Genomic DNA, 24,731 nt, shown 5'->3' with positions numbered 1-24,731 from the left:
TGGACCTGACGGTGTGGCGGAAGCCGAGCCGGAGCGGAACGGCGGGGTATTTCTCCTGCGTACAGGTTCGCCTCGTCGATCGCCGAGAGGCCGATCGGCTGTCCAAGCCTGGTGGACCGGCGGTAAGACCGCCGCGCGGTGCCCGGGCGCGGACCCGGGTCACGGATTCCCCGGTGACCGAAGTGAATGGCCGGCCGCGCGAGTACGGACCGAACCGGGCCGATCGGACCGTCGGTCGTGAGGAGATCGAGGAGGCGCTGCTCAGGCTGCCGCAGGATGGTCCGACGGATCCGCGTGGACTGGCGAGCGATCTGGCCGGAATGATCGCGACGGGGATGGTGCCGCGGATGAGGGGCGGCGCGATGGGCCTGGAGCTGGAGACCGGCTTCGAGCTCGGCGGCCTGGAGCACGCAGACAAGAAGTACCCAAAGTTGATCACGACTCCGGCGTACTCCCTGGTCGTCGACTACACGCCGGCGATGAGTGGGCCGAACATCGGCCGTGGAGTGCCGATCATCGAGATCGTGCTGAACCCGGTCAACGCGCTGGAGGGGGAGACCGGCCGGCTGAGCCGTGAAGAGGCGTTCGGCTCGCTGTCATTCGTGCTGGACCGATTGCGTAACGCCCGTCTGGGAAGCACCGTCGCGGAGATCTTCCGTGACGTTCCAGAGGCCAAGGCCCACCGGTACGCCCATCGAGCCACGCTGCTGGGCGACCGTGATCGGGGCCGGATCTACACGCAGTTCAACGTAGGCGTGCCGATGAGCGGGGTACGGGAGCTGCTCCAGGCGGTCGCTCAGGGCAACAGGTTCAACTCGCACTGGGTGGCGCTCCAGCACGCGGAGAACGCGCTGGTCTTCGGCGACGAGGTCACCGCTCGCTTTGCCGGGATCGATCCGGAGGAAGAGGTACGTGAGTCGCTGGACCGCCTCGCCGCCATCGATGCGGACCTTGCGAAGATGCGTAACTACGCCACGCTGGTGTACTCGCAGATCGCGTCGATGCTCCATTGGCGCCTTTCGTACTCGGGTCTGGCCAAACACCACACGTTGATCGCCTCACGGACACCTCTGGCGGAGCTGCGCCGGTCACTGCCGAACCCGGTCCGCCGGTTCCTGGAGAACGAGGCCGCGGGGATCCGGAACCTGTTTCAGGGCGTCTACCGCGCGTACAACAGCAGCGTGCTACGGCGCAACCAGCATGTGCCGGAGTCGGGTGACCTGCTGGTGCTCGACTGGAGTCCCGGGGACGACGGCCGGAGGTACACGATCGGGGAGTACCTCGACAACGCGCTCGTCACCGCCCCCGCCCATGTCGTGGACCAGTGGGAATCACTGGGCATCGCCGCCGAGCTGCCGGAGACGGACGCCGATTTCGGGCGGCGGCGGTCCGATCCGCTCGTCGTTTTGGAGGTCCGGTCCTTCGGCGCCGACAAGCACGGATCCCTGGAGGAGATCGGCGCGGACTACGACCGCCTCGAAAGGGTGGCGCGTCGCGCGGACGAGGAGTCCGGCACTCTCCGGCAGCTGGAGCGGGGAGTCGGGTTGGAGGTGAGGTTCGCGAAGGGAGATCACGCCAATCCGGACTGGGGCCGGCCGGGCGCGCTCGAGCAGTTCGGGAAAGTGGCCGCCCGGGCGGCGAAGCGCTGGCGGGCGGCCGAGCGCGGAACCCTCTTCATCAACGTCGAAGGCGGCGGCAACGGCGGCCTGCTGAGCAACGCCCACACCACCGGCCTGGACCGCGCCGACGCGGTCATCCAGGAACTGAACCGCGAACTTCTCCGCCTGAGGCCGGCGGAGGGCGCGATCGGCTTCATCCGGTCGTCGAGCGGCAGCCGGGATGGTTCGGACTATCCGTTCCCGCAGGTCGAGGGGAGCCCGGAGGAGCGCCGGCGCCGAGTACGCGTCTGGATCGAGCCGAGTAGCCGGCCTCGGCGGGTGACCGGGCAGGCCCAGCCGGGGACGAGCACCTCCCACGGGGTGATGAACGCACCGAGGTTCTCCCCGGACTGGACGAACGCGCTCACCGCCGGCGTCGACTCGGCGTACATGAAGATGACCGGGCAGCAGGCCAGCGTCCCCAGCCGTCAGGGGGTTCTGACGGCGTACAACTCTTTGCCCGAGCGGTTGACGAACGAACCGATGTCCGTGGTGGCCCACCGGATCGCCGAGTTCATCCTCACCGGCCAGGTGACCGTCCGGCGCGGCGGCAGCCGGCCCTCCGCGCCGGCAGGTCCGGTGACGCAGGGGCCCGGTGGTATCCGTCCGATGAAGCCGCCGTCCGGCAGGGGCAAGGGCAAGGACGTCTGGCACACGCTCGTACGGCCGGTGACGGAGGGGTCCGGCACGCACCTGTACGAGGTCAGCGAGGCGGGCTGGATCCGGCTCGCCGACGGGCGGGAACTGTCGCCGGACTCGTGGGTGCGGTGGGGCGAGGTCCTCGTGCACTGGCCCACCGGGATGTCCCTGCGCGGCGAGGACGGCCGGATCGAGCCGATCGCCGGGTGGGAGACGCTCCGCGACTCACTGGGCGACGACACGCTGGTGCCGCACATCCTGTGGGCCGACGAGTCGTACGTCTACCTGAGGCCCGAGTCCGGTGGGCAGGTGATGGGGCTGCCGCTCGAGGTCGGAGAGTCGGGCAGCCTCGCCCGGGACATCCACCAGCGCCCATCGGCGGGCACCGGGGGTGCACGGGCGGCAACAGCGGACCTTGGGACGACCTCCGAGGCGAGCCGGCCGCCCGGCTCCGGCGGATCCGCGGAGCCGGGCGCCGATGTCGTCTTCGACCTGACGCCACCGCCGGCCACCGCGCTCCCCGATCCCGACCACGACAGACGCATGCGGACCGAGGTTGACGACTGGCTGGTGGACGAGGTCAACAAACGACTGCGCGGCGAGTACGGATGGGACCGGGCCGCCGGTGTCGACCGGGAGGAGGTCGAGGCTACGCTGCGTGAGCTGCCGCAGGGCGGCCCGTCGAACAAGCGCGGTGTGGCGTACGACCTGGCCACCAGGATCGACACCGGGACGGTGCCGCGAATGGGGGGCGGCGGGCTCGGGTTCGAGGGCGAGACCCGTATCGTCGTCCGGCTCCCGGAGGGCGTCGACGACAGGTGGCAGGACTTCCGTATCGACGCGCGGGACGGGAGCTTGCAGGTCGTGCTCGACAACGTGTGGTACTTCCGTGCCACCGACGAGAACCTGTACCGGTCCCGGGAACTGGTGGAAAACGCCGGAGAGGAGGTGGTGGAGAGCTTTTATGAGCACATCCTGGAGATCGTCACCGCGCCCGTCTGGGTCGTTCCCGGCGACCGCGGGCGGGCGGACGGCGCCGAGGTCCTCGCGAGGATCGAAGAGGTGGTCGGTGGTCTGCAACGGGTCCGGGGTGGAGAGCGCATGCAGAGTGTCTTCCCCGAAGCGCGGTTCGAGTACTCGGACGTGGCGCGGGACGCCCTCCTCCACCCCGATCCCCTTCGCCAGCCGTTCAAGCTCCACCTCCAGCTCACCGTGGGTGTTCCGATCACTCGCATGCACGAGTTCCTGAGCACGGCACGCGATCAGACGACCGAACATCATGCGGCGCGAGACCACCTCGCGGACGGCCTGAACTTCGGCGACGAGATCGCCGCCGAGTACGCCTCGACGCTGCCCGACCACGCGGGTCACCAGATCCCGCCCTACGCGGTCCACCTGCTCGCCGAGCGTGCGGACGTCAGTGCCCTGCGCGGCTTCCTGTCGCTGGTTTACGCCCAGGTCGCCCCGATCGTGCACGGCATGCCGACACAGGTCACGTCGGTGAAGGCGCGCGTGGCGGCGACGTCACGTACTTCGCTGGCCGGCATCCGCGCGACGTTGCCGGAGCCGGTCAGGGGGTTCCTGGAGAACCGGGCGGCCGACATCCGGCGAACGCTCATACGGACGATGCAAGGCCGCAGGCCCGAGATCCGAGGCACTGATCCGCTCAGCCGGCGGGGCCTCAGGTTCTCCGATCGCACCATCGGCGAGTATCTGGACACGGCGCTGCTGGACAGCGGTCGGCCGCCGTCGATCAACCAGCACGAGGCGCTCGGCGTGGACGCCCATTTCGATGAGCCGGATACCAACCCGGATACCGGCAGGGCCCGCCTGGAACCGCCGCTCGTCCTGGTCGAACTGCGCAGACTCGACAACCGTAAGACGACGATGAATGGCCTGAGGTCGCTGTTCATATCGTTCGCGGAGCTGGCGCAGCGCGCGTACATGGAGGCCCGCGTGGTCGAGACGGCTCCGGATACCCGCCCCGGTCGCCGGGTGGTTCCCGCTGCGGTCGCGGGTCTGACCATGTTCCGGGCGCCGAGCACCGATCGGGTGCAGGGGACCGAGTGGGTGCGGGGGATCGACTCCCTGCTGGCCACGGCGTGGCGCTTGGACCCCGTCCTGCGGGGCGTGGCGCGCGCGCACGCGGTCATCACGCAGGACCGGGTGGAGCGGATCGTGCACGCGACGTCGGCCGTACTCCGTGGTGATCACTCGGGCGTGGAGGCGCTCACCGCCGACCTGTCCGAGATCAGCGATCACCTTGAGAGGCTTCGCGGGGATGCGAGCACCGTGCAGGACGCGGCCGCGGCGGTGGGGGCGGCCAGAACCGCCATCGCCGACCTGCGCCGGATGGCTTCCTCCACCCGCCCGGACCCGCTCCGCGACCCGGATCCGGTCGTGCCGGAGCCTGACCGGCGGAGCCCTGTCGTGGACGAGGGGCTGGTCGCGGAGGTCAACAGCAGGCTGGACGCGTTCGGTCCGATCTGGACCGGGGGCCGGGTCGATGCCGCGCGGATCCGGGACGCGTTGGACGAGCTGCCGGAAAACGGTCCGCCGGACGTGTTCGAGCTGGCCACCGATCTCGCCTTCCACATCGTCGGGGGCAGCCCGCCGAGTTTGAGGGACGGGCTGAGGCTGGAGACCGGCTTCGAGCTCGGCGGCCTGGAAGACGTAGCCGATGAGTACTCAATGCTGGTCACGACTCCGGCGTACGCCCTGGTCGCCGAGCGCGTGACTCCGATGAGGGGGCCGGACGCCGGTCGTGTGATGCCGACCCTCGAGATCGTGCTGACGATGGCCAATGCACCGGAGAGGGAGACCGGCCGGCCGAGCCGTGAGGCGTTCGACTCACTGTCATTTGTGCTGGACCGGCTGCGCAGTGGCCCCCGGGGAAGCACCATCGCGGACGTCTTCGGCGACGTTCCGGGCGCCGATCTCCACCCGTACGCGCATCAGGCCACGCTGCCGAGCGGCGCTGATCCGGGCCGGATCTCCACGCGGTTCAACGTGGGCGTGCCGATGAGCGGGGTACGGGAGCTGCTCCGCGCGGTCGCTCAGGGCAACGACTTCAGGCCGGACTGGGTGGCGCACCGGCACGCGGAGAGCGCGTTGGACTTCGGTGACGAGGTCGCCGCGCGCGCCGGGCAGCCGGAAGGCGGGTTGCCCGAGCGGCACGCCGCGAGGGTGCGTGACTATGCCACGCTGGTGTACACCCAGGTCGCGTCGATGCTCCACGGGCTCCTCTCGGACTCGGATCCGGCGAGGCACAACACGCTGATCGCCTCACGGGCACCTCTGACGGACCTCCGCCGGTCGATGCCGAAGCCGGTCCGCCGGTTCCTGGCGAGCGAGGCCCCGTGGATCCGGGACCTGTTCCGGCACCTCTACCGTGCGCACAACGCCCCCATGCTGCTGGACAACCGGCATGTGCCGGAATCCGGTGAGCTGCTGGCCGTCGAGTGGCGGCAGTGGGACGCCGTCACCCGGACCGACGGCCCGGCGTACACGATCGGGCAGTACCTCGACAACGCGCTCGTCGCCACCGAGCCCGCCGGGGTCGTGGACCAGTGGAACTCGCTGGGCATTCCCACTCTGCCGCCGGAGATGGACGGTGCCCTCGGGCAGCGGCGGTCCGACCCGCTCGTCGTCTTGGAGGTCCAGTCCTTCGGCGCGCCCGAGCACGTGTCCATGAGGGGCGGCCGCCGCCCGCCGCCGGCCGAGCAGGCCCGGCCCGAGGCGAGCACCTCCCACGGAGTGACGGACGCGCGGAAGTTCTCCCCGGCCTGGACGAATGCTCTCATCGCTCACGTCAACTCGGCGCTCAGTCAGTTGACCCGGCGGCATGCCAGGGTCGCCGGGCAACGTGTTCTCACGGCGTACGACTCCCTGCCCGAGCGGCTGACGAACGACCCGATGCCCGTCTTGGCCCACCGGATCGCCGAGTTCCTCTTCACCGGCCAGGTGATCCTGCGCGGCGGCGACGGCGGGCCCGCCGGTATCGGTCCGGCGGAGGCCGCCGAGCAGCCGGCCCGGACGCAAGAGGACATCGGAATCTCCACGACCCCGGATCCGCATCTCTCCCCATCGGACACGCGGCAGCTCACCGGTTCGCGGCGCGCCGAGATCGCCGGTGCGGAGTATCCGGCCAGGCACGTGCCCGACCCGCGGCTCACCTCGCGGAGGCTGGAGAACGTAGCGGTCCTGCGGAACTGGCTGGCGGATCGGCTGCTCGCCGATTTTCGGGTCGCGCAACAGGGTCTGCCGTCACGGTACGGCGAGTTCTTCCAAACCCTGGATGATCACGAGGTCCAAGAGGCCATCCAGGGGATCCGGACCATGGACAGCTGGGACCATGAAATGGGCGACATGGTCGCGGAGATCACCGCGAGGGAGCTGGGTCTGATCGCTCCGGATTACCCGAGCGATGCGCCACGGCTCCATTTCGACCGCCGGCCGGGCCACTTCCTCGGCACCCGTACGGTCCGGGAGTGGGCCGCGCAGATCCGGTGGGAGGATCTCTCGCCGCTGCCGGTATCGACGCCCGACGCCGCCCGGCGTTTGCTGCAGGAGCGGATCGATGGGTTGCGGGGGGAGTTCGCCGCCGCCGTTGGTGCCTTCTTCAGAGCCCAGGAGGGTCTTGTGGACGAGGCGGAGGACGCCGAGGCCCTCCTCAATCGGGCCTCGACCACGCCGGAGACGGCGAACGCGGCCTACGTCTTCAACTCGGCCGCGGTCGGCACCGGATACGAGGACGTGCTTCCGCACCTGCGCTCCCAGCATCGGATCACCGACATGCGGCACGCCGTCGGGGAGATCGAGGCTCTGACGCGGAACCTCCCGAGCAGGCCGTCGATCCCCTCGACCCCCGAAGGCGGCGCGAAGCCGGATGCCGAACCGCCGCCCGAGCACGGGACTGGAAGCGGGGTCCCGCCGTCGCCATCGATCGATGGGAAACCTTATCCACTGGTGCGCATGACACAGCCCCAGGCAACTCTCTTTTCCCACTCCAAGCCACGTGTCTCCCGTGAAGGCGACCCACCTCCTGATCTTTCTGCCGCGCCCGAACGTACCGGGCCCATGCCGTTGAACGAGGCGACCTTCTCGGCCCAGCCGGCATCGTCATCCTCCCGCGTGGCATCGGGCCGGCCGGATGAGCAGACTCAGCGGGAGGAGCAGGGCCGGCCTGGCGGGTTGAGGGGACTCCGCCGTCAGCTCGGCCGGGTCGTCTATTCCTTCGGGCGAGTGAGGCTTCCGGGCCTCGGCGGAGGGCCCGCGAGGGCAGGACGGCCTGGGGCGACCGAGATGCCGAGCCGGCCGGCGACCGGCGCCGGCGTGGGGGCGAATGGGACTGGTATTCGCACGTGGCGGACCAGGGCCGTTCGCGTGGCCGGGGTATTCGCGTCGCTCTTTAGAGCGGCCGGCGACCCGCGGCAGCCGGACGCCGGCCCGCCTGCCGCCGAACCCGGCGGCCAGATCTCGCCGGCGGAACGGATGAGGGGCGGCGCGATCGGGTTGGAGCTGGAGACCGGCTTCGAGCTCGGTGGCCTGGAAGACGCAGCCCACCAATACCCGAAGCTGATCACGACTCCAGCGTATTCCCTGGTCGTCGACTACAGGCAGGGAGCGCCGATCATCGAGATCGTGCTGGAGCCGGTCAACGCGCTCGATGGCGAGACCGGCTGGCTGAGCCGTGAGGAGGCGTTCGGCTCGCTGTCATTCGTGCTGCAACGGCTGCACAACGCCGGTCGGGGAAGCACCGTCGCGGAGGTCTTCCGTGACGTTCCAGGCGCCGTCGCGCACCCGCACGCCCATCAGGCCACGCTGCTGGGCGCCACTGATCCGGCGCGGATCTACACGCAGTTCAACGTGGGCGTGCCGATGACCGGGGTACGGGAGTTGCTCCGGGCGGTCGCTCAGGGCAACCGCCTCTATACGGGTTGGGTGGCGCTCCGGCACGCGGAGAACGCACTTGTCTTCGGCGACCAGGTCGCCGCGCGCTATGCCGGGATGGATCCGGTCAGGGAGTCGCGTGAGCGGCTGGACCGCCTCGCGACCCTCGATGTCGACGTTGCGAGGGTGCGTAGCTACGCCACGCTGGTGTACACGCAGGTCGCGTCGATGCTCCACTGGTGTCTTTCGAGATCGGGTCTGGCGAAGCAGCATACGCTGATCGCCTCACGCACACCTTTGGCGGAACTGCGCGGGTCACTGCCGCGCCGGGTCCGGCGGTTCCTGGAGAACGATGCCGCGGTGATCCGGGGTCAATTCCAGAACGTCTACCGCGCGCACAATGGCGCCGTGCTGCGGGACCGGTACATACCGCAGGCGGGAAACTTGCTGGCCGTCGAGTGGCGCCTGTGGGACGACGTCCCCGGACCCGACGACCCGGTGTACACGATCGGGGAGTACCTCGACAACGCGCTCGTCTCCGATCCCGCCCGGGTCGTGGATCAGTGGAACTCACTGGGCGTCTTTACCCAGTTGCCGGAAATGGACCACAATTTCGGGCGGTGGCGGTCCGATCCACTGGTCGTTTTCGAGGTCGGTTCCTTCGGCGCTTTCAGGCACGGGTCCAGGCACGGGTCCAGGAGGGAGCTCAGCGCGGATTACGACCGCCTCGAAGAAGTGGCGCGTCGCGCGGACGAGGAGTCCGGCATCCTCCAGCGGCTGGAGCGGGGAGCCGGGTTGGAGGTGAGGTTCGCGAGGGCGGATCACGCCAATCCGGACTGGGGCCGGCCGGGCGCGATCGAGCAGTTCGGGAAGGTGGTCGCCCGGGCGGCCGGGAGCGGGCGGGCGGCCGAGCGCGGAACCCTTTTCGTCGTCGTGGAAGGCGGCGGAAACGGTGGCCTGTTGAGCAACGCCTACACGACCGGGCTGGCCCGCGCCGACGCGGTCATCCAGGAACTGAACCGGCACGTCGGACGGGAACTCCGCCGCCTGGGTCTGCCGAATAAGGCGGTCGGCTTCATCCGGTCGTCGCGCGGCGGCCAGGACGGTTCGGACTACCCGTTCCCGCAGGCCGAAGGGAGCGTGGAGGAGCGTCGGCGCCGGGTACATGTCTGGGTCGAATCGAGCGGCCCGCGCCGGCCGGTGACCGAGCAGGCCGAGTCCGAGGCGAGCACCACCTACGGGGTGACGAACGCACCGAGCTTCTCCCCGGAGGAGCTCACCGCTGAAGTCAACTCGGCGTACATGGAGATGACCGGGCAGGAGCGCAATGGCATCGACCAGCAACGGGTTGCGGCGGCGTACGACTCTTTGCCCGAGTGGTTGAAGCACGACCTGATGTCCGTGGTGGCCCGCCGGGTCGCCGAGTTCATCCTCACCGGTCAGGTGACCCTCCGGAAAGGGTAAGGGCAAGGACCCCTGGCACACGCTTGTACGGCCGGTGACGGAGGGATCCGGCACGCGCCGGTACGAAGTCAGCGACGCGGGCTGGATCCGGCTTTCCGACGGCCGGGAACTGTCGGGGCCGTGCGCGGATCGCGTCTTCTGCCATCGCGACAGCGGGTTGTAACAGGATGACTGCTCAAGGACATAGACGATTTACCAGCCAAGGACGACCATAACTGAATGCCCGCTGACCGAGGAGGGACGTCGCCGAATGTATCTGACCCAGACGTTGCACAGGGCGGTCCAGCAGGACAGGCGATGGCCGCTGACGATCTTCGCGGACCGGGTACGGTCGGCGGGCGAGTGCGCGGATCGGGTGGGACGCCTGGCCGCCGGGCTGCGGGCGCTCGGTGTCGGTCGCGGGGATCGGGTGGCGTTGCTCGGCGCGAACTCCGATCGCTTCCACGAAAGCCTGCTCGGCGTCCCGTGGGCGGATGCCGTCGTCGTGCCGATCAACCATCGGTGGAGTCCCGCGGAGATCGGTTTCGCCATCGGCGACTGCGGCGCGAACGTCCTGATCGTCGACGAGGATCTCCTCCCCGTCGTCTCCTCTCTAGAACATCCGGAGCCGTCGACCGTGGTGGTCATGGCGGACGGAAACGTTCCGGCGGGCACGGTCTCCTACGAGCGGCTGATCGGGGACAACCCGCCGATGGAGGACAGCTGCCGGGGCGGTGAGGACCTGTTCGGCGTCTTCTACACCGGCGGCACCACCGGCCGGCCGAAAGGCGTCATGCTGACGCACACCAACGTGATCGCCACGGCGTTCGGGACTCTGGCGACCGGCCGGTTCCTCACCCCGGGCGGCCGGCTGCTGCACGCCGCGCCGATGTCCCACCTCGCCGACCTCGGGGCATGGATCGCCGGGTTGCTGACCGGAGGTACTCACGTCATCGTTCCGGGCTTCACTCCGGAGGGTGTGCTGACGGCGATCGAACACCGGCAGGTGACGGACGTGCTGCTGGTGCCCACGATGATCCAGATGCTGGTCGAGTTCCCCGGCGCGGCCCGTTTCGACGTGTCGAGCCTCGCCCATCTGCTCTATGGCGGTTCCCCCATGCCGGAGGCGCTCCTGGAACGGGCCCGGAAGATGTTCCCCCGAGCGGGGTTCGTCCAAGGCTATGGAATGACGGAGCTCTCCGGCGTGACGAGCCTGCTCCTGCCCGACGACCACGACCGGCCGGAGCTGGTGCGTTCCGCCGGGCGCGCCGCTCCGCACGCGCAGGTCCGCATCGTCGGGCCCGACGGCCGTGAGGCACCGCGCGGCACGGCCGGGGAGATCGCGGTACGCGGTGACCACGCGATGGCCGGTTACTGGCAGCGGCCGGGCGAGACGGCCGCAGCGCTGCGAGACGGGTGGCTGCACACCGGCGACGCCGGTTACCTGGACGACCGTGGATACCTGTTCGTCGTCGATCGCATCAAGGACGTGATCATCTCTGGTGGTGAGAACGTCTACTCGGTCGAGGTGGAGAACGCGCTGACGCTGCACCCTGCGGTGGCGGCATGTGCGGTGATCGGGCTGCCGGATGAGCGGTGGGGGGAGCGGGTCCACGCGGTGGTGGTGCGCGCCGGGGGAGCCGACGTGACCGGCGAGGAGCTCCGCGAGTTCTGCGGGCAACGGCTGGCCGGGTACAAGATCCCGCGCAGCGTCGAGTTCGTCGCGTCGATGCCGACCGTCGGCGCGGGCAAAGTCAACAAGCGTCAACTGCGCGCGGAACGGGGCGCTCGGTGAGCCGGCCCGAAGGGCTGGTCGGGCGGGACGAGGACTTCGCGGCGGTATGCGCCTTCGTCGACCAGGCCGCGGCCCACGGTGATGCGCTTATGATCATCGGCGATGCGGGCGTCGGCAAGTCCGCACTCATGGAGGCGGCCGGCTCGTACGCCGTCTCGGCCGGGTTGCGGCTGCTGCGCGCGATCGGCACACAGTTCGAGGCGAACGTGAGCTTCGCCGGCCTGCACCAACTGTTGTTTCCGCTGTTGGGCGACCACCTCGACCAGCTGGGCGCCGCGCAGCGCAAGGCGCTGCGCAGCGCTCTCGGACTTCAGGAGGGCGCGGCGCCGGATCGGATGGCCATTTCCCACGCGGCGCTGGAGATGCTCACGCGAGCCGCATCCACCACCCCCATCCTGATCGTCGTCGACGACCTTCCCTGGCTGGACCAGGCGAGTGGCCTGGTGCTGGGCTTCCTCGCCCGGAGAGTGGCCGGCACGAACATCGGCTTCCTCGCCACGGCGCGTACCAGTGAGGAGGGCTTCTTCGACCGCTCCGGTATCCGCGCGCATGAGCTCCGGCCGTTGTCGGACGCCTCGTCAGAGGCCCTCCTCGACAGCCGGTACCCGGTGCTCAACCTGCGTGCGCGACGCCGGCTCCTGGATGAGGCGCAGGGCAACCCGCTGGCCCTTCTGGAGCTGCCGATCGCGCTGACCTCACCGCACGCCGACCGGACCGTCACCGGCACGTTGCCGCTGACACACCGTCTCCAGGCGGTGTTCGCCGCACGGATCCGCGGCCTGCCGGCGCGGACCCGTCACGCACTCCTGTTGGCCGTCCTGGACGGGACCGGCGATCTGAACGTCCTGCGGTACGGAGAGCAGGGATCGGAGGCACGCGACCTGGCAGCGGCCGACCGGGCACACGTGGTCTCCATCGACGGCGCCGCCGCCAAGGTGTCCTTTCGTCACCCGCTGATCCGTTCGGCCGTCGTGGAGCTCGCCACCGACGACGAGCGCCGGCGTGCCCACCAGATTCTCGCCGAGCGCCACGCCGACGAGCCGGCACGGCGTGCCTGGCACCTGGCGGAGGCGTGTACCGGACCGGACGAGGAGGTGGCCGCTCTGCTCCAGGAGGTCGCCCACGCGAACCTGTTCCGCGGCGACTCGGTGAGTGCCATCACCGAGTTGCTCAGGGCAGCCGATATCAGCCCCGCCGGCACCGACCGATCGAGTCGCCTGGCGGAGGCCGCCTACCTCGGGGCCATCGTCACCGGCGACCTGTCCGACGTGCCCGCCTTGATGGACGCCGCCCGTCGCGCCGATCCGCAACACGGGGGCTCGCTCGCCGGCGCAGTCGCCGGTGCGTACCACCTGCTGAACGAGACCGGCGACATCGACAACGCGAATCGCCTGCTCGTCGGCGCCATAGAAGCGCTGCCAGAGCCGGGTGACGCCCACAACAAGACGTTGGTCGAAGCGCTCTACACCCTGCTCATGGTGTCGTTCTTCGGTGGTCGCGCGGAGCTGTGGCCGGCGTTCCACACCGCCGTCACGCGGCTGCGGCCTCGGCCGCCGCATCTGCTGTCGATCCTGGCGCACACGTTCAGCGACCCGGTCCGCCTCGCACGGCCCGTGCTCGGCCAGTTGGATACGGCGATTGACCGGCTGCATACGGAGACGAGCCCGGCGCGCATCGTCCGCACCGCCATCGCCGGCAGTTACCTCGACCGCGTCGGCGACTGCCGTGAGCCGCTGTGGCGAGCGGTACGCCACGGCCGCGAGGGCGGCGCGGTGACGTCCGCCATCGAGGCGCTGTTCCTGCTCGGGAACGACGCCTATTTCGCCGGACGATGGGACGACGTTCAGGTGCTGACCGAGGAGGGCATCGCTCTGTGCCAGGCCCACAACTACTCGCTGTTGCAGTGGGTCGGCCAGTTCCTGCGAGCCCTGGTCGCCACCGGCCGCGGCGATCACGCCACGAGCGGGCCGTTGATCGATCAGATGAGCCGTTGGGCGGCCCCTCGCCGGGCCGGTCTGGTGTCCGCCTACGCGTGGCACGTCAAGTCCCTCGCCGCGCTGTCCTGCGGCGACTTCGATGAGGCGTACCGGTGCGCCAGTGCCGTCAGCCCGGCCGGGCAACTGCCCTCGCATGTTCCCAACGCGCTGTGGTTGATCATGGAGCTGGTGGAGGCGGCGGCTCGATCAGGCCGGCCCGCCGAGGCGGCCGCTCATGTCGCGGTAGTGCAGCAGGCACGCGTCGGCGAGTTGTCGTCCCGCCTCGCGCTGACGGTCGCCGGCGCTGCCGCCATGGCGGCGGCCGACCATGATCACCGGGACTTGTTCGAACAGGCACTGGCCACCCCGGACGCCGACCGGTGGCCTTTCGACCTGGCGCGTATCCGCCTGGCGTACGGCGAACGTCTCCGACGCGCCAACTCTCCGTCCGACGCTCGCGTTCATCTCAGCGCCGCCGCCGAAGGCTTCGAACACCTCGGTGCCCGTCCCTGGGCGACGCGGGCAGCGAACGAACTGCGTGCCACCGGCATGCACCGCGAGCGGTCCGCCACCACGGACAGCGAAAGTCTCACCGCACAACAGATCCAGATCGCCCAGCTGGCGGCGGCGGGCCTGTCGAACAAGCAGATCGGCGAACGGCTGTTCCTGTCCTCGCGAACCGTCGGTTACCACCTGTACCGGATCTTCCCCAAGCTCGGCATCACCTCCCGCGCCGCGCTACGCGACGCGCTCGCCGACCTGCCCGACAACGAGGCCGGCACCGACTCGCCGGACTGACCAGTCATTCGACAGACGCTAGTCATCGGTCATCGCTTCTAGTGTCGTCTTCAGTTCCACACATCCATCGGAACCGGAGAAAGCGATGAATATGGCCGAGAACGTCGTCCTTGTGCACGGCGGCTTCGTTGACGGTTCTGGCTGGCAGAAGGTGTACCAGTCGCTGAGCCAGGACGGTTTCAACGTCAGCGTCGTGCAGAACCCGACGCTGTCCCTGGGAGACGACGTCGAGGTCACCCGCCGCGTCCTGCAGCGTCAGGAAGGACCCACGGTGCTGGTCGGCCACTCCTACGGCGGAGCGGTCATCAGCGAGGCGGGTACGCACCCCGCCGTGACGGCGCTGGTCTACATCGCCGCCTTCGCCCCGGACAAGGGCGAGTCGGTGAACACGCTCATCGCCGACCCACCGCCTGGTGCACCGGTACCGCCGATCCTGCCGCCTGAGGACGGTTTTCTCTTCCTCGACCGGGCGAAGTTCCCCGCCGCCTTCGCCGGTGACCTGCCGCCGGAGGAGGCGCGGTTCATGGCCGACTCGCAGGTCCCGTGGGGCGTGGACGCCCTCGCGGGTGCGGTCGGCGAGCCCGCCTGGCGCCACAGGCGTAGCTGGTACCTGGTCGCCACCGAGGACCGGATGATCCCGCCGCCCGCGCAGCGCGCCATGGCCGAGCGGGCCGGTTCCACGGTGGCCGAGACACCTGCCAGCCACGCCGTCTATGTGTCCCAGCCGCAGGCCGTCATCGATCTGATCAAGCTGGCCGCCGGCGCGGCCGCGAGCACTGGCCTCTGAACGCCGCCATCCGATCGCAGGAAGTTGGTGTGAACGAGCCCGATCTCGAAACCATCCAGGAGTGAGCTAAGAGATGGATCTTTCCCGAGCAGATCCGTAACGCTCGAAACGTTGAGCGTAACGTCATTGTACTGACAATGGCGACCTGAAGCCTTATAAATGGCCGGGCCGGCCCTTCTAGTGCGTGCCTGGCCATGCAGGTGCGGCTTCGGCATCAGTCTCCGGCGTAGAAGCGACGCCCGGCAGTTCCAATCACGCTGACCAGGGCATCGATGCCTTCTTTAAGATCGCCGTAGAGCTTTTTGTATCTCGCGCATGGCGCCCACAGTAACCATCCGTACGTGTGCACGCATGCCTCAAACATATCCAAGGACCAGAGACTCTGTCCGGGTCCCGAACCGCAGGAGGAAACACTTCTGCCGGTTGTTCTTCCTGGGCTCGCGGGCACCGCGTTGTTTCAATTCTTTACAACGCCCATGAAAGACCGGATTGGAGACGAGCGCCGCGATGAACACTCACGTCCTCGAACGTAACGGATCCCCGGCGGACACCGCCTGCTCGGCCGAACCGGACCCAACTCGGCTCGTCCGCTCGCTCTACGCCCAGTACCGTCCTGCACTCCTCGCCTACGTCACGCAGATGCTCTCCGACCCGTACCAGGCCGAAGACGTCGTCCAGGAGACGATGGTGAGGGCCTGGCGGAACGCTCACCTGCTCACGCCCGAGCGCGGCTCCGTATCGGCCTGGCTGAAACGGGTCGCGCACAACGTCGCGGTGGACAAGGTCCGGGCTCGCCGGGCACGGCCGGCCGAGATCAATGTGGCCGAGGCGCCCATGCAGATCCTGAACGACCACTCCGCCAACGTGGTGGAGTCCATCCACGTCAAGCGTGCGCTCGACCGCCTGAGCCCCGCCCACCGTGCCGCTCTACAGCAGGTCTACTTCGCCGACCGGACGGCCGAACAGGCCGCCAAGGTGCTCGGGGTGCCCGTCGGAACCGTGAAGTCCCGTGTCTACAACGCGCTGAAGAACCTGCGGCTCCTCCTCAAAGAAGAACTGATGTCCGAGGTGTAGGTGATGCCCGTTCACTCGCCCCGCAGGGGGTTCGCCTCGCCCGCCCACCTCATCGACATGCTCGACGACCCTGTGGTAACGCGCTGAACTTTACTGGCCGTCCCCCTTCCAGCAGGCAGAAATACCGGCAGAATTAACGGCAGAACTACTGTGCCGCCGGTTCTGGGAGTGCTGGGAATTTGATGGATGAGACGAGGTCGTTCGGGGAACTCCTCCGCGATCACCGCCACACGGCACGGATGACGATCGAGGAGCTGTCCGACGCCTCAGGCGTGAGCGTCCGGGCCATCGGAGACATGGAGCGCGGGCGCAGTAGAGGACCACAGCGCCGTACGGTGGCGGCGCTCGCCGCCGCGCTCGGTCTCACCCCCTCCGAGAGCGAGGCGTTGAACGGGGCGGCGAAGGCCGGCCGGCCGCGTTCGGTGACGTCGCCCGGCGGCGGCTGTGAGCTGCCGCGCGCGGTGGGAGATTTCGCCGGTCGGGGTGCTGAGCTGGACCGGCTGGAAAAGCTTGCCGAGGAGGCCGCGGGCGACGGGCGCGCGGTGGCGGCGACGATCTCGGGCGGCCCTGGTCTGGGCAAGACGACCCTCGTGGTCCGCGCCGCCGAGTCGATGGCCGGCCGCTTTCCCGACGGGCGGTTCTTCCTGGACCTGCGTGGCATGGACGATTCTCCGCTCAGTCCTGGATCCGCGCTGTCGGCGCTGTTGAAGGCGTTCGGGGTGGCCGACGAGCGGATCCCGCAGGACGAAGGGGAGCGCGCGGCGTACTACCGTTCGGTGCTGGGCAGGCGGCGGAGTCTGGTCGTGCTGGACAACGCCGCCGGAGAGAGTCAGGTGCGACCGCTGTTGCCGGGCGACGGGAACAGCCTGGTGCTGATCACCAGTCGGCGCTCACTGGCGGGTTTGGAGGACGTTCGGCAGCTGCCCTTGACGGAGATGCCGCCGGAAGACGCCGTCGAGATGCTGCGTACGATCGTCCGCGCTGACCGCGCCTTCGACATCGATGATCTTGACGCCGTGGCGGGTTTGTGTGGACATCTGCCACTGGCCATCCGAATCGCCGGGAACCGACTGTTGAGCCGGCCCGGCTGGACGGCGGCGCAGATGGCGGGACGGCTCGCGGACGAGGAACGCCGTCTGGAGACGCTGTCCGCCGGTGACCTGCACATAGCGGCCGCATTCGCGGTCTCTTACCATCATCTGCCGGCGCGGGCGCGTCGCCTGTTCCGCCAACTCGCTCTCGTGCCGGGACCCGATTTCGGGGCGGCGATGACCGCCGTGCTGGCCGCGATGCGCCTGGACGAAGCGGAGGACGCGCTCGAGGAACTCGTCGAACTCGGCCTGCTGCAGTCGCCGCACGTCGGCCGCTATCGCCTGCACGACCTGGTCAAGCTGTTCGCGCGGGCACGGCTGGCCGAAGAGGAGACCGAGGCCGACCGCCGGGCGGCGGAGGCGCGCATGAACGAATGGCTGCTCGACGTCGCAACCGCGGCGGGGCGCTGGTTCGGGCCGGATCATGGCGAGCCGCCACGGGACTTCGACGGGGTACCGCTCGGCAACCCGGAGGACGCCCACGCTTGGCTGGAAGTCGAGGGCGCCAACTGGCTGGCCGCGCTGCGGTCGGCCGCGGACCATGCTGGTCATACGAGGGTCATCGAGGTGGCCGAGGCGATGCACTGGTTCTCCGACCGGCTGGCCCACTGGACCGAGTGGCGTGAGGTCTATGAGATGTCCAGCCGCGCCGCGCGGGCCATGGGGGATCGCGGCGTCGAAGCCGTCCACGTGAACTATCTGGCGTGGGCGCTGAGCCGTTGCGAGGGACGGCACGAGGACAGTGTGGAGTGCGCGCTGCGGGCGTATGAGCTGGCCCGTGCGGAGGAGGATCTCGGCCAGCAGGCCTGGGCGCTGGAGTACGCCGGGATAGCGTCGTGGAGACTGCCCGAGTACGAACGCGCCGCCACGTATCTCCGGCAGGCCATCGACCTGTTCCGGGCCGCGGGCGACTGGGACGGCTATCCGCAGGCCGCGGCCGGCTACGGTGACTGCCTGCGCGGTCTCGGCCGGCTCGAAGACGCGCTCCGGCAGCACGTCAGCCTGCTGGAAGAGATCAAGGCCCCCGATTACCCGGGTTCGTCCTACGTACGGGACATCACCATCGCCGTGACACTGAGCCGGATCGGCGAAGACCATGCGGCGCTCGGCGACTGGCGCGAGGCCGCCGACCACTTCAGGGAGTCGATCCCTCTCCTCCGTAAGTGCGTTCCGTTCCTGGTCGGCGACAGAAGCCACCGAAGCCAGCAGCTCGGTATGGCGCTTCAGGAACTCGGCGACATCGCCGGAGCACGTAAGGCCTTCGAGAACGCACTCGAGGACTACCTGACCATCGGCGACGAGCGCGCCGAGGACGTCCGCAAACTCATCGCCGCCCTCGACGGTTAGGGTGCCCGATCTCAGACCGCCTTTGAGATCTGAGCGCCTGATGCGTGGGCGTGTGGGCCGTTTCAGGCGACGGCGCTCTCCGCGAACGAGATCCCTCCGCGCTCGCTGTGTGAGAGAACAAGCCGCTCCAGGTGCTCTTCGTCGAACCGGATTCCGGGTGAGTGCCTGCGCTCATGGCGGCATCCGACCAGCACGGGCAGGTGAGGGCTCAGCTGGTTGCCTTCGAGAGCGGTCGCGGGCCGGGGCGGCTGCGGGTGAGACGGCGGACCATGATGCCGATCGTCGCCCAACGGATAAAGTCCCGTTGATCGGGATCTTTGCGGACAACCTCCAGTTCGCGGCCGAGGGTCTGGGCGGCCCAGTCGACCAGACGGCCGGCGAAGCCATGGTCGGCCCAGACCTTCCGCACTTTGGGCGGTCGAGGCGGGTCCACAGCGGAGGACGCCTGGCACCATCGGGGTCTTGGACGTTCGCTGCGACGACGTGGACGGCCAGCGGCAGGCCGAGGGTGTCGGTGACGATGAACCGCTTGCGGCCCTTCACCTGCTTGCCCGCGTCGAAGCCCTTGGTGGCGGCCGGGACGGAGCCGGCGGTGCGCACCGACTGCGAGTCGATCAGCCCCGCACTCGGCCCGGCGTCGTGGCCGTCGGCCTCACGGACCTGTTCCCGAAGGGCCTCGTGGATCCGTCTCTCGCCACCCGCCCTTCGGCCCCACCCTCGCGGAAGGCAGCAACGGCTCGACCAGCGCCCGCTGTTCATCCGACAGGTCCGACGGATAGCCCCCACCAGTCACGTCAGGCCCAACGGCGAGCCCACGGGGGCACGGAAGATCTCAAACGCGCTCTCAGCGTCGTAGCGGAATTCCGGCCGTGCCCGATTCATGGGAGCAGGCGATGACCGGTCACGGTGTGGATCCGCCGACCCGGGCCGCGACGGCGCACACGCTCGCAGAGCTGACCGGCTGACGCCGGTCAGCTTCCGATCGTCAGCCGGACCGGGCCTCTCGCAACCCAACCTCGGCCCCAGTCAACGTCGAAGACGTCCCAGTCGGGGAATTCGTCGAGTATCCGGTTGAGCCATATCACCATCTCGAGCCGTGCGAGGTTGATGCCCAAGCAGTGGTGCATGCCGAAACCGAAGCCGAGATGAGAACGCGGCGTGCGGCGGACATCCAGCACGTCGGGGTTCTCCCATCGCGCCGGATCCCTGTTCGCCGCACCCTGCAGCACCAGGATCGTCGCCCCATCCGGGATATGCACCCCCGAGACCAGGCCTTTTCCGTCTCGCGGCACCCGCCAGCCCACGTGGATCACGGACATCCACCGGTGGATCTCCTCCAGCGCGCGGGGAATGAGCTCGCGGTCGTCCAGCAAGAGGCGTCGCTGATCCGGGAATCGCGCGAGCGCGTACAACGTCGTCGCCATGAGTTTGGCGGTCGTCTCATTGCCGGCGAACACCAACTGCGCGACCGAGGCCGTCATCTCCTGGGCGGTCATCTTGCCGGACAGGGGCGAGGCGACCATCTGGCCGATGAGATCGGCGGGGCAGCCGGACCGGTGGCCGGTGGACATCATGGCGGCCAGGTATTCGTTGAGCGCCGCGGTGGCCTCCATGCCCAGGCGGAGGTTCTCCGCGCCCTGTGGACTGGAGTCCGTCGCCCCCTCGGCGGCCTTGACCATGCCATCGCTCCAGTCGCTGAACCGAGGATGGTCCGTCGTCGGAATGCCGAGCAGGCGGGCGATCACCAGGGTGGGGATCGGCCGGGTCATCGCCCTCACCACGTCGACCCGTTCACCCGAACGCAGCCGCTCGACCAGCGGAGCCAGGCATGCGTCGATCACCTCAGTGATCATGTCCCGCTGCGGTGCGATACCACGACGTGTGAAGCTTTCGGCCCAGATGCCGCGCGTCTCATCGTGGCGATCCACGTCCATGCTCATGATCGTTTCGCCGCCGAACATCGAACGGAAGAATTCCGGCGGAGAAAAGAACGCACGAGAATCCGAAAATACCGCCATGCATTCTTTGTAGTGCGAGACGATGTATTGATGCAGATCTTCGTGATAGACGACCGGTCCTAATTCCTGTAGTTCATGAAGGGCCGGGTAAGGATCGTCGATAAAGCGTTGCTCCTGAAAATCAAGTCGCGTCCCAGGCACTTCTCGCATTCGTACGTTCATCGATGAGCTCCATCTTTTCGCCGGGACGGCTCAAGGGGACTTGGGGAGACCGAGGCTGTCCTGCGCGAGGTGGGCGAGGCTTTCTTCCTCGGCGATCGGGAGGGTTCTGCCGATCAGGGCGTCGCGGAAGAGGCGGGCCGCGGTGGAATACCGGGCGTGGGCGCCGGCGCCGTGGATCTGGAACATGCGGTCCGCGGCCTGCCATGCGGCGTCGGCGGCCGCAAGGCCGGCGATGTCGGCCGCTGAACCGCAGAGGCGATGACGGTCCCACAGCCATGCCGCCTGGTAGGTCATGAGGCGGGCGAGTTCGGTCTGGGCCTTGACCCGGGCCAGCGGGAGGGTGATCCGCTGTTCGGCGCCGATCGTGCGGTCTAGTGGCGAGCGGCGGCCGGCGTGGTCGCGGGCGACCTGCAGGGCCAGGTCCGCACTTCCGACGGCGCCTGCCGCGGCGATGACCCGTTCAGCGTCGAGGATGTCCCGGAGAACGGTGCGGCCTTCGTCGATCGTGCCGATGACGTTGGCGGCGGGTACGCGTACGTCTTCGAAGAAGACCGTGCTCGAGGCGGCGACATTGTTGCCCGTCTTCGCGGTGGGCTCGTAGAGGAGTGTTCCGTCGGCCACCGCCTCCTCGACGTCGACGAGGAAGATTGTGAGACCGTGGCCGCGCCCCGTGACCTCGGTGGCCGGCGCCGTGCGGGCGGTGAGGATCATGAAGCGCGTACGGTCGACGCCGGTGACCCAGGTCTTCTGACCGGTGACCACGAAGTCGTCGCCGCGGCGGCGGGCGCGGGTACTGATCTCCGGCACGGTGATGCCGGATTCCTCCTCGGTCAGCGCGAAGCAGGTCTCGAACTCTCCGGCGGCCGGTCCGGAAAGCAGCGCGCGCCTTTGCCCGGGGGTGCCGTGGCGCTCGATGACGAGAGCTCCGAAGGCGGGCGACAGGAGGTAGAGGAGGGAGCCGGTGGCGCCGGCACCGGAGGCGGCCAGCGTCTCGGCGGCAACGGTGAGCTCGAGCAGGCCCTGGCCGGCTCCGCCGTACTGCTCCGGAACGGCCAGGGTCAGCCAGCCGCCGTCGATGAGCTCTTGCCAGATCTCCTCGGGCCAGCGCTCGTCGGCGTCGCAGCGGTCCCAGTACTCCGGCGCGTACCGCATGCCGATCTTGGAAACGCCCTCGTGGACGGAGACGGCGTCTTCCGGGAGGTCGAAGTTCACGCGAATCTCCATCGATGTCGGCAACCACAACCGACGTTAAGGCCGGCCCCCATCGTCAGGTTCAGTCATTTGACTGGGCTTACGCGCGGCGGAGCAGGTAACGGGGGTTGATCACGGTTCGTTTAGTACCGTCATCCTGCGATGAGAGATTACGGCGGTAAGAGCGGTGAGCAGCGTCGCGTCGAGAGGCGGGCGCGGTTGATCGATGCGGCTCTCGAGCTTTTCGGCAGCCAGGGCTACCAGGCGACTTCGATGCGAGCGGTGCTGCGGACCGCCGGTCTTCAGGATCGCTACTTCGCCGAAAGCTTCGCGAGCATGGAAGAGTTGCTCGTCGCCGTGCACGACCAACTCCATGAGGCGGAGTTCGTCGCGGCCGTCGGCGCGATGGATCCGGCGGCGCCGCAGGCAGAGCGGCTTCGTCAGCTGATCGGTGCGATCGCCCGAGGGCTGGAGGACGACCCCCGGGTCGGCCGGGTGAAGATACTCGAAATGTTCGGGGCCGGGCCGCTCGCGGAGGCGCACCGGCAACGTGGCCTGCGAGCCTATGCGGCCGTGGTGGCCGACGCGCTCCCTCCCCTTCGGAAGGACAGTGACCTCGACCGGGATGTTCTCGCCATGGCGCTCGTCGTCGGCATGAACGGTCTGTTCATGGAATGGGTGGCCAAGTCCCTGGACCTCTCCCGTGACCGGATCGTCGAGCACGCGATGCTGCTGGTCAGGGGGGTCATGCGCGAGGCGTGTGAACCCTCGGTCGGTACGGGCTGAGCGGCCGCGTCGGCGAGAGAAGCCGGTGGCGGCGGTCGGTCTTGACTTCCTTCTGCATCTGATGTTCCCTGTCCTCAAATAAGGGAACGGACGCCCAGAAAGGAGCGGCGCTTGTAGAACGTCAATCATCCGAGCCGTTTGATTACCTTTCGTCGGCGCACTGCATATCTCTGCCGCGGCTCGTCAAGCTGCAGTTCCCGGTCCGGCACTGCCGATATCGCGCGCCTGCCGACCTTCCGTCAACTCATGGAGCAGGCTGTCTCCTGCGCCGTTTGACGGGCGTATTTTTATCATTTTGGCTAGGTCCATTGAGTGGTGAAACCCATGCATTCTTATGTCTTCGCCAATAGGGACGACCATGAATGCCGCCGTCTGCAGCGACTGGCTCGTCTGCTCGACCCCATGCACCGCAGAGCCCTGGAGGCTGCGGAGATCGGTCGTGAGTGGCACACCCTCGAACTCGGCGCGGGGCTGGGCACCATCTCCGCTTGGATCGCCAGCCGGACAGGGCCCGGGGGTCACGTGCTGGCCACGGATCTGGACACCACGTTCCTGTCGGAGGCGCGTCACCCGGACGGCGTGGTCATCGAGCAACTCGACGCGGTCCACGACCCGCTGCCGGAAGCGGCGTTCGACCTGATCACCGTTCGTGCCCTGCTTCACCACCTGCCCGAATGGCGTCAGGTGGTGAAGAAGTGCGGCCACGCCCTGAAGCCCGGCGGCTCGCTGGTGATGGTCGAGCCGGATGCGACCAGCAGCGTGCTCAACGACACACCACTGCACCATCGTTTCTGGTCGGCATGGTGCCGATGGGGCGACGGTGAAGGTATCGACTTCCAAATCGGCCACAAGGTGGCGGGCGGGATGCACGACGCAGGTCTCGATGTCGCCGACGCCACGATGGAAGTGCCCTTTTACCGCGGAGGGTCCGCGTGGGCGCAGTTCTACTCGCAGACCGTCGACGCCGCCAGGCCGCGGTTCGCCCGGGCGATCGACCCCGACCTTGTCACCGCGTTCCACCAGGCGTCGGCCGACCCGAACGCGTTGATGTGTTCGTTCGGCTGGATCGCCGTGACCGGACGACGCCCGCCCGGAGTACATGAAGGAGGCACTCTGTGAACCCCGCGAAGGTCACCATCGTCGGCGGCTATGGCGGCGTCGGATCGGCCCTCGCCTACACCTTGTCGAGCACGGACGCTCCGTACGAGCTGGCGCTGATCGGGCTTCGCAGCGAATGCGTCACTTCCCAACTGATGGATCTGGGCGGAATAACCCCATTCACGCGCACGGCTGTGCGGAGTGGCGACATCGATGACTTCACGAATAGCGATGTGGTGGTGATCGCCGCCTCTGTTTCCTTCGAACCCTTGAGGTCACGCCTGGACTTCCTGTCCGGCAACGTCGAGGTCTTGCGTCCGTATTTCCGTGCGCTCGCCGAGCTGCCCGCGGACTGGTCCGGTCACGTCATCGTCGTCACCAACCCGGTCGACCCACTGACCACCTGGCTCAGCCATTCCGCACGGATCGATCGGCACCACATTCTCGGCTACTCCTGGAACGACACCCTCCGCCTGCGTATCGCCGTCGGGCGGGTGCTTCGTGCGGGCCCCTCGGAGGTCGTCGGCTGGGTGATCGGCGAACACGGTGATGGATGCGTGCCGCTCTTCGACCGCATCAGCTTCAGCGGGGTGCCCGTGCGGCTGTCCCCTGAGCAACAGAGGTCCGTGCACGCCGAGATCAGTGGCTGGTACGCCCGTTGGGCGGCTCTCGGCGTCAGCCGTACGACCGCGTGGACGACGGCGACCGGTGTCGCCCGCATGATCCACGACCTCGTCTCGCGCACCCCGGCGGAATGGTGTGCCGCCGTGCCGCTCAACGGCGAATACGACATCGACGGCGTCGCCATCGGTGTGCCGGTCACGCTCGGCCTGAACCACGTGCCCTCGGTTCATGAATGGCGGCTCGCGCAGCACGACAGCCACGCTCTCCACCAAGCCGCCGAGGTGATTCGGCGGTATGCGTACCAGTGCGACGACATGCTCGCCGTCTGAGCCGGTCGTCGCTGGGTTTCGAT

The 24,731-nt window shown here is 68.5% G+C and carries 12 protein-coding genes and 1 pseudogene; 9 read left to right on the top strand and 4 right to left on the bottom strand.

Going from position 1 to position 24,731, the window contains the following annotated elements; all coding sequences use genetic code 11:
* Positions 1 to 173: 173 nt before the first annotated feature.
* The 6 genes from ACQEV1_RS30240 to ACQEV1_RS30215 all read left to right on the top strand — a co-directional run bounded on the left by ACQEV1_RS30240 (position 174) and on the right by ACQEV1_RS30215 (position 18,500).
* Positions 174 to 9,653, top strand: coding sequence for a hypothetical protein (locus ACQEV1_RS30240; protein ID WP_433397894.1), 9,480 nt, complete (start codon positions 174 to 176; stop codon positions 9,651 to 9,653).
* A 250-nt stretch (positions 9,654 to 9,903) separates the two neighbouring features.
* Entirely contained in the window at positions 9,904 to 11,427 is a 1,524-nt protein-coding gene (locus ACQEV1_RS30235) for an acyl-CoA synthetase (RefSeq protein ID WP_433397892.1), read from the top strand.
* Positions 11,424 to 14,201 (top strand): AAA family ATPase, encoded by a 2,778-nt coding sequence (locus ACQEV1_RS30230; RefSeq protein WP_433397890.1) that lies wholly within the window; start codon positions 11,424 to 11,426, stop codon positions 14,199 to 14,201. Before ACQEV1_RS30235 ends, ACQEV1_RS30230 begins: the two co-directional genes overlap by 4 nt.
* Before the next feature lie 91 nt (positions 14,202 to 14,292).
* On the top strand, positions 14,293 to 14,988 hold the full coding sequence (locus ACQEV1_RS30225; RefSeq protein ID WP_433397888.1) for an alpha/beta hydrolase: 696 nt from the start codon (positions 14,293 to 14,295) through the stop codon (positions 14,986 to 14,988).
* Positions 14,989 to 15,495: 507 nt separating this feature from the next.
* Positions 15,496 to 16,062, top strand: coding sequence for a sigma-70 family RNA polymerase sigma factor (locus ACQEV1_RS30220; RefSeq protein WP_433397886.1), 567 nt, complete (start codon positions 15,496 to 15,498; stop codon positions 16,060 to 16,062).
* Between the two features lie 182 nt (positions 16,063 to 16,244).
* Positions 16,245 to 18,500, top strand: coding sequence for an ATP-binding protein (locus ACQEV1_RS30215; protein ID WP_433397884.1), 2,256 nt, complete (start codon positions 16,245 to 16,247; stop codon positions 18,498 to 18,500).
* Between the two features lie 208 nt (positions 18,501 to 18,708).
* Here ACQEV1_RS30215 and ACQEV1_RS30210 read toward each other — a convergent pair whose 3' ends face one another.
* The 4 genes and pseudogenes from ACQEV1_RS30210 to ACQEV1_RS30195 form a co-directional block, all read right to left on the bottom strand.
* Entirely contained in the window at positions 18,709 to 18,909 is a 201-nt protein-coding gene (locus ACQEV1_RS30210; protein ID WP_433406198.1) for a hypothetical protein, read from the bottom strand.
* Positions 18,910 to 18,953: 44 nt separating this feature from the next.
* A pseudogene (locus tag ACQEV1_RS30205) lies at positions 18,954 to 19,259 on the bottom strand (transposase); the annotation flags it as partial.
* 212 nt (positions 19,260 to 19,471) lie between these two features.
* Positions 19,472 to 20,680: a cytochrome P450 gene (locus ACQEV1_RS30200; RefSeq protein ID WP_433397882.1), complete on the bottom strand. Its 1,209-nt coding sequence runs from the start codon at positions 20,678 to 20,680 to the stop codon at positions 19,472 to 19,474.
* Between the two features lie 30 nt (positions 20,681 to 20,710).
* Complete coding sequence (locus ACQEV1_RS30195; protein WP_433397880.1) at positions 20,711 to 21,892, bottom strand: acyl-CoA dehydrogenase family protein; 1,182 nt, start codon at positions 21,890 to 21,892, stop codon at positions 20,711 to 20,713.
* Positions 21,893 to 22,033: 141 nt separating this feature from the next.
* On the opposite strand from ACQEV1_RS30195, the gene ACQEV1_RS30190 reads away from it, so the two are divergent.
* The 3 genes from ACQEV1_RS30190 (at position 22,034) to ACQEV1_RS30180 (ending at position 24,708) form a co-directional block, all read left to right on the top strand.
* Positions 22,034 to 22,657 (top strand): TetR/AcrR family transcriptional regulator, encoded by a 624-nt coding sequence (locus ACQEV1_RS30190; RefSeq protein WP_433397878.1) that lies wholly within the window; start codon positions 22,034 to 22,036, stop codon positions 22,655 to 22,657.
* Positions 22,658 to 22,969: 312 nt separating this feature from the next.
* Positions 22,970 to 23,776 (top strand): class I SAM-dependent methyltransferase, encoded by an 807-nt coding sequence (locus tag ACQEV1_RS30185; RefSeq protein WP_433397876.1) that lies wholly within the window; start codon positions 22,970 to 22,972, stop codon positions 23,774 to 23,776.
* The gene (locus ACQEV1_RS30180; RefSeq protein ID WP_433397874.1) at positions 23,773 to 24,708 is read left to right on the top strand and encodes a malate dehydrogenase; all 936 of its coding nucleotides are present in this window, start codon (positions 23,773 to 23,775) and stop codon (positions 24,706 to 24,708) included. Before ACQEV1_RS30185 ends, ACQEV1_RS30180 begins: the two co-directional genes overlap by 4 nt.
* Positions 24,709 to 24,731 lie beyond the last annotated feature (23 nt).

The organism is Actinoallomurus sp. CA-142502, from assembly GCF_050936355.1.
In the GTDB taxonomy this organism is placed as follows: domain Bacteria; phylum Actinomycetota; class Actinomycetes; order Streptosporangiales; family Streptosporangiaceae; genus Actinoallomurus; species Actinoallomurus iriomotensis.
The sequence above is the reverse complement of the archived record's forward strand: the minus strand, read 5'-3'. Positions and strand labels throughout refer to the sequence as shown.